7 protein-coding genes are annotated in these 8,957 nt (G+C 70.0%); all 7 read left to right on the top strand.

Annotation, left to right across the window (positions count from 1 at the left end):
- Positions 1-238: 238 nt before the first annotated feature.
- From D0D37_RS44305 to D0D37_RS44275, 7 genes are read left to right on the top strand one after another with little or no spacing between them, the layout of a single operon-like run.
- Positions 239-1,108 (top strand): glycosyltransferase family 2 protein, encoded by an 870-nt coding sequence (locus D0D37_RS44305; protein ID WP_116206552.1) that lies wholly within the window; start codon positions 239-241, stop codon positions 1,106-1,108.
- Between the two features lie 2 nt (positions 1,109-1,110).
- Positions 1,111-1,587 carry a hypothetical protein gene (locus tag D0D37_RS44300; RefSeq protein ID WP_116206551.1) on the top strand — a complete coding sequence of 159 codons (477 nt, stop codon included), beginning with the start codon at positions 1,111-1,113 and terminating at the stop codon, positions 1,585-1,587.
- Positions 1,584-2,684 (top strand): glycosyltransferase family 4 protein, encoded by a 1,101-nt coding sequence (locus D0D37_RS44295; protein WP_116206550.1) that lies wholly within the window; start codon positions 1,584-1,586, stop codon positions 2,682-2,684. Before D0D37_RS44300 ends, D0D37_RS44295 begins: the two co-directional genes overlap by 4 nt.
- Positions 2,681-4,948: a DUF2206 domain-containing protein gene (locus D0D37_RS44290; protein WP_162834784.1), complete on the top strand. Its 2,268-nt coding sequence runs from the start codon at positions 2,681-2,683 to the stop codon at positions 4,946-4,948. Before D0D37_RS44295 ends, D0D37_RS44290 begins: the two co-directional genes overlap by 4 nt.
- Entirely contained in the window at positions 4,945-6,084 is a 1,140-nt protein-coding gene (locus tag D0D37_RS44285) for a glycosyltransferase family 4 protein (RefSeq protein WP_116206548.1), read from the top strand. Before D0D37_RS44290 ends, D0D37_RS44285 begins: the two co-directional genes overlap by 4 nt.
- Positions 6,081-7,427 carry a lipopolysaccharide biosynthesis protein gene (locus tag D0D37_RS44280; RefSeq protein ID WP_116206547.1) on the top strand — a complete coding sequence of 449 codons (1,347 nt, stop codon included), beginning with the start codon at positions 6,081-6,083 and terminating at the stop codon, positions 7,425-7,427. The genes D0D37_RS44285 and D0D37_RS44280 overlap by 4 nt, the downstream gene beginning before the upstream one ends.
- Complete coding sequence (locus D0D37_RS44275) at positions 7,372-8,547, top strand: glycosyltransferase family 4 protein (RefSeq protein WP_116206546.1); 1,176 nt, start codon at positions 7,372-7,374, stop codon at positions 8,545-8,547. The genes D0D37_RS44280 and D0D37_RS44275 overlap by 56 nt, the downstream gene beginning before the upstream one ends.
- The last annotated feature ends 410 nt before the right edge of the window (positions 8,548-8,957 follow it).

Here is an 8,957-nt window from a genome sequence, read left to right as displayed (position 1 = left end):
TACAGCTACGAGGCCGGGCGCCGACGCGCGCTCGCACGACCGGTTTGCCGTTCGCACCGCCCGCCTCCACAACACAACCCCGCCCCCCGACCCGTCGCCGGCAGGATCGCCGCCGGCGGACGCCGACGACCCGGCCTGACGAGGCCGGGCAATCGGTGCTTCCCGCCTCCGGATCCCGCCGCCCCGCTCTTCTGCTCCCTTCCCCCGCCGAGCACAAGACAAGAACCGAGGTTCTTCCATGACGTCGAACATCGAGCGTTCCAGCTCCTCGCCGTCGGACGACACCCTTTCCCGCCCGGCAGCCGGGCCCTGCTGCCGCCTCCGCGTCGCCAGCCGCGGCGCCTGCGCGGAAAGACCGCGCCCGCGAAAGCTGTCCATCGTCATCCCCGCGCTCAACGAGCGCGTCAACATGCCGCGCGTGCTGGCCACGATCCCGCGCTCCGGCCTCGCTTCCCTCGGCTACGAGATCGAGGTGATCGTGGTCGACAACGCCTCGACCGACGGGACCGGCGAGGTGGCGGCCGCGCTCGGCGCGCGCGTGATCCGGCAGCCGCGCCGCGGATACGGGCACGCCTACCACTCGGGTTTCGCCGCCGCGACCGGCGACGTGATCGCGACCGGCGACGCGGACTGCACGTATCCGTTCGACCACCTGCCCGGACTGCTGGGCACGATGGCGGACCGGCAGCTCGATTTCCTGTCCACCAACCGGCTCGGCCACGAGAACCGCGAGGCGATGAAGCCCTCGCACCGGATCGGAAACCGGGTGCTGACCCTGATCAGCCGGCTGTTCTTCCGCTCGCCGTTCCGCGATTCGCAGTCCGGGATGTGGGTGTTCCGCAGGCACGTGTGGCACCACCTCGACATCCGCTCCGGCGGGATGCCGTTCTCCCAGGAGATCAAGAACGACGCCTATGTCCGCGGTTTCCGGTGCGGCGAAACGCCGATCGAGTACCGGATCCGCGGCGGCGAAGTGAAGCTGCACGCCGTCCGCGACGGCCTGCGCAATCTTTCGCAGCTGGCCGTCCACCGGGCGCGCACCGTGCGCGGGCCGGCGAACGTGCTCTGCACGGGCGAAGCCGGATGCGTCCTGGCGATGGCGGACTGAGCGTGGACGACTCTCCAGGGGAAGACCCAGGCAACGGCCGCAGCTGGCTGAAACTCGCCGGTGCGATCTCGGCAGTGGTGGTCATCGGGGTCGTGACGGTCCTCGTGTGGCCGGCCGCCGGGAGGCTGTTCCGGCAGTCCTTCACCGAGCAGCCCGAGACCTACACCGAGCTGTATTTCGTCGGCACGCCCGAGTTTCGGGGCGGTGCCGTCACCGCGGAGGTCGCGCTCGTGCGCCACGGTCCCGCGCACGCGGACTACACCGTCGTGGCGGCGCTGGAGACCTCGTCGGCGGACCGGCTCGCGGGCGTGTCGCGGCGCGTGACCCTCGAGCCCGGCCAGTTCACCACGCTGGACTTCCGCCTGCCGGTCCCGCCCGGGCACGTCGTGGACGCGATCGCGGTGAACGTCGCGGGCGGGATGGAGAACCTCCGGTTTCGCTTGCCCGGCAACGCTTCCTCGACGGGAGGCAGACCGTGACGGCCCGCCGCCGGATCGTCCAGATCACGCCCTATTACCCGCCGCACCTGGGCGGGATGGAGGCGGTAGTGCAGCACCTGGCGCTGCAGCAGGCGCGGCACCACGACGTCACCGTGCTCACCACGACCGTCGGTGCTCGAGACTCGCCTCGGCGCGAACTGGTGCACAACGTCGCCACCATTCGCACTACCGCGCTCGACGTCGCGCACACGCCGGTGTCCGCCAGTGTCGTGCCCGCGTTGCTGCGGACGCCGAAGACGTCGGTGTGGCATCTGCATGCCGCACACGCGGTGCTGCCGGAGCAGGTCGCGCTCGCGGCTGCGGTGCGGCGGCAGCCGTTCCTGCTCCACTTCCACCTGGACGTCGACCAGTCCGGGAAACTGGGATGGCTGCTGCCGCACTACAAACAGCACGTTTTCGGTCGCGTGCTGCGGGCTGCCGCCGGGGTGCTGGTGCTGACCGAGACGCAGCGGGATTTCGTCCGCACCGCTTACCGGGTGGACCCGGCGCGGATCTTCGCGGTGCCGAACGGAGTGGCCGCCGAGTTCTTCCTGCCGCCGCGGGCGCGACGGGAAGCGGTGCTGCGCCTGCTGTTCGTCGGACGGCTCAGCCCGCAGAAGAACCTTGCCCGGCTACTGCACGCGCTGCCCCGGGTGCGCCAGCCGGTCGTACTCGATGTCGTCGGGGACGGGGAACAGCGGCAGCAGCTTGAAGAAACGGCGCGGCAGCACGGGATTCCGGGTGTGCGGTTCCACGGTCGGCTGCACGGTGCGCCGCTGATGCACCGGTATGAGCAGGCGGATCTGTTCGTGCTGCCGTCGGATCGCGAAGGAATGTCGCTCGCCGCCCTCGAAGCCATGGCCGCCGGGCTGCCGGTGCTCGCGACCGACGTTCCCGGGAACACCGAACTCCTGCGCGGGATCGGAGCGCTCACCCCGACTGATCCCGCCGCTCTGGCCGCGGCGATCGACGAGTTCGCCGCGGACGAGGACCTCCGACAGCGCACCGCCGCGGCCAGTGCAGCGGCGGCTCGGGAGTTCACCTGGGCCGCGGTGGCGCGGCGGGTCGAGGACGTCTACGCCGAGGTGCTGCCGTGACGAGACCCAGTCAGCGCACCGTCGTGCTCGGATCGGTGCTCGTCGCCGGTGCCGTGGAGCTGATGCCCTGGCGACCGGCGGTGCTGGTGACCGTCGCCGGTCTGTGGCTGGTGCTCGGCGCCCCGGCGTGGCTGTGCCGTCGGATTTCCACCAGGATCGTCTCCACCCGGGAGGCGCAGTGGTTGCTGGGCCTGGGTTTCTCGGTGCTGGCAGCGATGGCGGCCGCGCTCGCCGTCAACACCGTGCTCCCCTGGTTCGGCGTCTCGCGCCCTTTGACGACCGTCTCCCTCGCCGTGGCCCAGACCCTGACCGCGGCCGGGCTCGCGTTCCTGGACCGACGGCTTACCGGCACCTCGCCGCCAGTGCGCGGGCTACGGCTGATGCCGGTGCGCGACGTCGCACCCGTCGCGGTCCTCGGGGTCCTCGCGCTGGTGGTCGCGGTCGCCGGGGCCATCCGCCTGAACAACGGATTCACCGGCGCGACCAGCCTCGTCGCGTTGTTCCTCATCGCGGCGCTGCTCGGGCTCCTGGTCGTCCGGGCGGGCCGGTACGGGGACGGGGTGATCGCGTTCGGGATCCTGTGCGCGGCAACGGCTTTGCTGCTGCTGACGTCCCTGCGCGGCTGGTACGTCACCGGACACGACATCCAACGCGAGTACCTGCTCTTCCAGCTGACCTCGGCCAAGGGCTACTGGGACATCTCCGGCTACCCCGACGCGTACAACGCCTGCCTCAGCATCACCCTCCTGCCCGCTTCGCTGGCCAAGCTGACCGCGTTGCCCGGCTTGGCGATCTTCAAAGTCGTGCTGCCCGTGCTGTTCGCCGCAGCCCCGGTCGCGGTGTACCGCACGACCCGGAATCTCACGACGAAACGGGTCTCCCTCCTCGCCGCGGTCTACTTCCTCGCGTTCCCCACGTTTTTCACCGACATGCCGTTCCTCGGCCGCCAGGAAATCGCGTTCCTCCTGCTCGGCTGCGCGGTTCTGGCGCTGAGCGACCGCACTTCCCCACGGCGCGCGCGCCGGATCGCGTTCACCGTCCTGTTCGCCGGGATCGTGCTGTCGCACTACTCCACCACTTACGTGCTGATCGGCGTCCTGGTGCTGGGCAAGGCCGCCAGCGGCGTCATCCGGGTGGTGTCGCCCTTGCGCCGCCGTCTCGCCGAACGCGCGCCGAAGGAGGCGACCGATTTCGTCGTCTGGCCGATGATCGGCATCGCGGTCCTGTGCTCGGCGCTGTGGACCGGACCGGTCACCGGAACCTGGCATCAGCTCGAACACACCGCCGCGGCGACCGCGCAGGACCTGTTCCATCCCGACCAGGTGCAACGCGGTTCCTCCGACACCGCCTACTCCATCTTCAGCTCCGCCCCGGTCAGCCCGCAGCAACGGCTGCGCGACTACGCCGATTCCACCCGGGCCAGCACCGGCAGCGAGCCGCCGACGGCGTTGTCCGCGGCAACCACCCAGGTCGCCCCCGCGGACAACCTGCCGCTCACCGCGGCCGGTTCCGCGCTCGACCGACTAGGCCTCGACGTCCCTTGGATCAACGGCCTGCTCCGGACCTTGTGCGCGGACGGGCTGCAACTGCTGCTGATCCTCGGGCTGGCCGGAACCCTCATCGCCACCGCGACGCTGTTCCGGCCGACGCACGACCTGTTCGTGCTCGCTGCCGGTGGCCTCGGCGTGCTCGCCGCCGAGATCGCCGTGCCGCAGCTCTCGGTGGACTACGGGCTCCTGCGCACCTTCCAGCAAGGACTGTTCGGGTTCGCGCCGTTCATCGCGATGGGATCGGTCTGGGCGTTGTCGTGGCTCAGAAAACGGTGGCGACTTCCCGCCGCGACCGCCGTGGCGCTCCTGCTGTTCCTCGACCTCACCGGTGCGCTGCCCCGGCTGTTCGGCGGCTATCCCGCGCAGCTGCACCTGGACAACGCCGGGCAGTACTACGACATCTACTACGCCCACCCGCAAGAACGCGCCGCCGTCGCCTGGCTCGAACAGCACACCGCCGCGCGGCGAATCCAGTCCGACCGCTACACGTTCAGCCGGCTCCAGACGCTGATCGACGGCCGAACCGGCGACGACATCTACCCCACGCTCGTGCAGCCGGGTTCGTTCGTCCTCCTCGGCTATCCGACCGTCCGCAAAGACGAGGTCACCGTGTTCTACCAAGGCGATCTCGTCACCTACCGCTATCCGCTGCAGTTCCTCGACGCCACCAAAAACAAGGTCTACAGCAGCAACGGAACGAGTGTGTACCGATGACGTCTTCCCGTCCGCTCCGGATCCTGCTCGTCTCGCACTACTACCCGCCGCACGTCGGGGGAATCGAGAACGTCGCCGCGCAGCAGGCCCGGACGCTCGCCGCGCGCGGCGCCGACGTGACCGTGTTGACGAGCGCTGGGCCGCCGGTCGCTGACCATGGCGTTCGAGTCGTGCGCGTTCCGACCTTCAACGGGGTGGAAAGCCGGACTGGGGTGCCGTTTCCGGTGTTCGGGCCCCGGCTGTTCCGTGCGGTGCGCGAATGGGTGCGGTGGGCCGATGTCGTCCACCTTCACGACACGCTTTACCAGTCCTCCTGGGCCGCTGGGTTGCGAGCCACGCGAACCGGCACACCGCTTTTCCTGACCCAGCACGTCGCGGTCGTCGAGCACCCCTCGACGGTGGTTCGCGCAGTGCAGCATGCGGTGTACCGGTCTATCGGGCGGCGGTTGTTCCGGGCCAGTCGCGAGGTCTTCGTGGTCAACGATTCCGTTGCTGTCTTCGTCCGGGGATTCCGGGGCAGCAATGCGGAACTGCTTCCCAACGGCGTCGACACCGCCCGGTACCGCCCCGCCTCGGCTGGAGAACCGGGGCTGCTGCGGGAACGCTGGGGGCTGCCCGCCGACCGGGTCCTGGTGCTGTTCGTCGGACGGCCGGTGCCGAAGAAGGGCTACGACCTGCTTCTCGCGGCCCGGCACCACGACTACGACCTGGTCTTCGCTGGCGATCCGCCCAAGCACCTCCCCGCTGATCCCGCAGTCCACCACCTCGGCGCGCTGAACCCCGGCGAAATCAGCGACCTCTACCGCGCCTGCGACGTCTTCGCCCTGCCCTCGACTGCGGAAGGATTCCCCCTGACTGTCCAAGAAGCCATGGCCTCCGGCCTCCCCATCGTCACCACCGACGACCCGGGCTACGCCTCCTACGGACTCGACCGAACCCAGGTCGCCCTGATCCCCCGCGACGCGGCGATCCTGCGCACGACACTGCGGTCCCTGGCCGCCGATCCCTCCCGCCGCGAAGCCATGGGCCGCTACTCCGCCGGTTTCGCCGCCGCACAGTTCTCCTGGCCAAGACACGCGCAACGGCTCGAAGAGAGCTACCGCGCCGCCCTCGGCACGATCGAGGTTCCGGCATGACCGCACTCACCGGGCCCGTGCCGGCCTTCGCCGCCCGGCTGAAATCCGACCCGCTGGTCCGCAACTCGTTCTTCCTCATGGCCACGACCGCACTCGGCGCCGGGTCCGGATTCGTGTTCTGGATCGTCGTCGCGCGGCTCTACCCGCCCGCCGAGGTCGGCTGGGCGAGTTCGCTGCTCTCGGCGGTGACGCTGCTGAGCTATTTCAGCGGGCTCGGGCTCAGCTCCAGCCTCGTCCGGTACCTGCCCACGACGCCGTCCCGCACCGCGCACGTCAGCTCCGCGCTCACCTCAGTGGCCGTCACCGGCACTGTCCTCGGAGCCGGATTCGCCCTCGTCGCGCCGCTGGTCTCACCCGGATTGTCGTTCCTCAGCGGGTCATTCCCGGAGATCGTGCTGTTCGCGCTGCTGGCGATGGCCGTCGCGCAGAACCTGCTCACCGACTCGGTTTTCGTGGCCCTGCGCGCGGCGAAGTACAACATGCTGCTCAACGGCGTCCTGATGAGCGTGGTGAAAATCGGCCTGCCGATCGTTTTCGTCGGCGCGGGCGCGATCGGCATTTTCCTGTCCAGCACGGTTGCCTCGGCCGTCGCCGCGGTCGCGAGCATCGTCGTCATCCGCCAGCGCCTGCGCATTCCGGTGCGGCCGCGGGTGTATCCGAAGACACTGCGTTCGACGCTGGCGTACTCGCTCGGCAATTATGCCTCCAGCTGCCTGAATCTCGTGCCCCTGCTGGTGATTCCGCTGCTCGTGCTGCGCTCGCTCGGTCCGGAGGCGTCGGCGGGCTACTTCGTGGCGTTCCAGATCGCCAACTTCGTCAACGCCGTGCCGTTCGCCATCGGCGAAGCGTTGTTCGCCGAAGGTTCGCACGAACAGGAAGACCTCAAGCATCTGGCGAAACGGTCCGCGCTGCTCATCCTCGCGATCGTGGTGCCCGCCGTCAGCATCACCGTCGCCCTCGCGAAACCCGTGCTGACGCTTTTCGGCACCAGCTACGCCGCCGACGCCCGGAACTGCTTGGTCGTCCTCGCGGTCTCCGCTTTCGCGGTCGCTTTCAACACGTGGTCCGGGTTTCTGCTCAAGGTGACCCGCCAGCTCCCTGCGATGAATCTGTCGAATCTGGTCTACGCGGTTGTCACCGTCGGTCTCGCCGCGCTCGGTGCGCAGCACAGCCTCGTCTGGATCGCGGCGGCCTGGGGTGTCGGCAATCTCGCGTCCGGCCTCGTCGCGGTCGCCGCGCTCGCACTGCGCGGGTTCCGCTTGTCTCCGAGCGACAAAGGAGGTTCGGATGAGGATCGCGCACATCGTCAACGTCGGCTTCGAAGCCGGCGGCGCGGAGCGTAGCGTCCGCCTCGTTTCCGACGGACTGCGGCGTCGCGGGCACCAGGTCCTCGTCATCGCGACCGACCACCTGCTCGACGATCCCGCCGTCAGCGACCGGCAAGTCTTCGCCGACGTCCTGGTGCCCGCCATCCGCGGAAGCGCGGTCCGCCGCTTCGCCGGCTACTTCTGGCACCGGCGCGCCTACCGGCAGGTGAGCGCCGCGCTGCGCGCTTTCCGGCCGGATGCGGTGCACCTGCACACCATCGGCGAGTTCAGCCCGGCCGTGCTCAGCGCGTCGGCGGCCTACCCTCGCGTGCTCACCGTCCACGGGCCGGAGGACTGGACCGGGCAACTGCTGTCGTGGAACCTGCGCAGCCGGATCGAAGGCCGCCCTCGACTGTCCACAACGGACACCGCACGGCTGGCCTATTTGCGCTTCCTGCAACGACCGGCGTACCTGCGTCGCCTCCGCACCGTCGACCGCGTGCTGGCCCCGAGCCGGTTCCTCGCCGACGCCGTCCAGCACGATCTGCCAAGGACACCGATCCACGTCGTCCCGAACGGCGTGCCGCTGCCCGCCGCCGAGCCAGTCCCCGACGCCTCCCGCGCGCTGTTCGTCGGACGCCTGGAGCCGGTGAAAGGCGCGCACGTGCTCGTGGACGCCTTCGCGACCGTCGCCCGCCGCCTGCCAAACGCCCGGCTAACCCTGGCTGGTGACGGAAATCAGCGGGCTGTCCTGGAAAAGTCCGTCAGCGAACACGGTTTGGCCGACCGCGTCCGGTTCGCCGGATGGCTCGACGAGCCAGCCCTCGCGGCCGAGTACCGCGCGGCGTCGGTGGTGGTGATTCCGTCGGTGTGGCCGGAGAATTTCCCGACTGTCGCGCTGGAAGCCCTCGGCGTCGGACGGGCGGTCGCGGCCACCGACGTCGGCGGCATCCCCGAACTGATCCGCCCCGGCCACAACGGTTTCCTCGTCCCGCCGGACGCACGCAGCCCCCTCGCCGACGCACTCTCCCGGCTCCTGGGCGACCCGGCACTGCGGCGGGTCATGGGCGCGCGCTCGGCCGGGCTCGCTTGCTGCCACAGCTTCAGCACTTTCCTCGACCGGCTCGAACAGCATTACCAGGAGGTTCAGCCATGACCCGCTCTTCTCGCCCCGGTGCCCCGGGATCGCCGCGCATCACCTGCCCCGTCCGGCACTCTCGCCAGAAAGTCCAGCCATGACTCGCTTATTCCGCGCCTTTCGCCCCGGTTTCGCCGCTCTCCGTCGCCGCCCAAAGCCCCTGACTCGCGCGGCAGGAGCACGCCGGTCCGGAGAACTGCCGGGGAGCTTCGTTCGCTGCGGCGGCCCGGCATCGCCGCCCATCACCGCCGTCGCCCCGGCAGCCCACCGCAATGCCTTCGCCGCCCCACCCGAGCGCCCCCGTCCGGAAGCCCGGGTGCTCCGCGGCTTCCGCCCCGGTACCCCGGCGATGCCGCCCATCACCGCCGCCAGCAATACACCCCCCGCCTCACCCGAGCAGCCCCGCACCACGATCCGCGCGCCCCGCA

This window comes from Amycolatopsis circi, assembly GCF_003385235.1.
Lineage (GTDB): Bacteria > Actinomycetota > Actinomycetes > Mycobacteriales > Pseudonocardiaceae > Amycolatopsis > Amycolatopsis circi.
The sequence above is the reverse complement of the archived record's forward strand: the minus strand, read 5'-3'. Positions and strand labels throughout refer to the sequence as shown.

Bases quoted from the DNA above. Each gene is read 5' to 3' on its own strand.
- D0D37_RS44280 (WP_116206547.1), top strand. From the start codon at position 6,081: ATGACCGCACTCACCGGGCCCGTGCCGGCCTTCGCCGCCCGGCTGAAA.
- D0D37_RS44305 (WP_116206552.1), top strand. From the start codon at position 239: ATGACGTCGAACATCGAGCGTTCCAGCTCCTCGCCGTCGGACGACACC.
- D0D37_RS44275 (WP_116206546.1), top strand. From the start codon at position 7,372: ATGAGGATCGCGCACATCGTCAACGTCGGCTTCGAAGCCGGCGGCGCG.
- D0D37_RS44285 (WP_116206548.1), top strand. From the start codon at position 4,945: ATGACGTCTTCCCGTCCGCTCCGGATCCTGCTCGTCTCGCACTACTAC.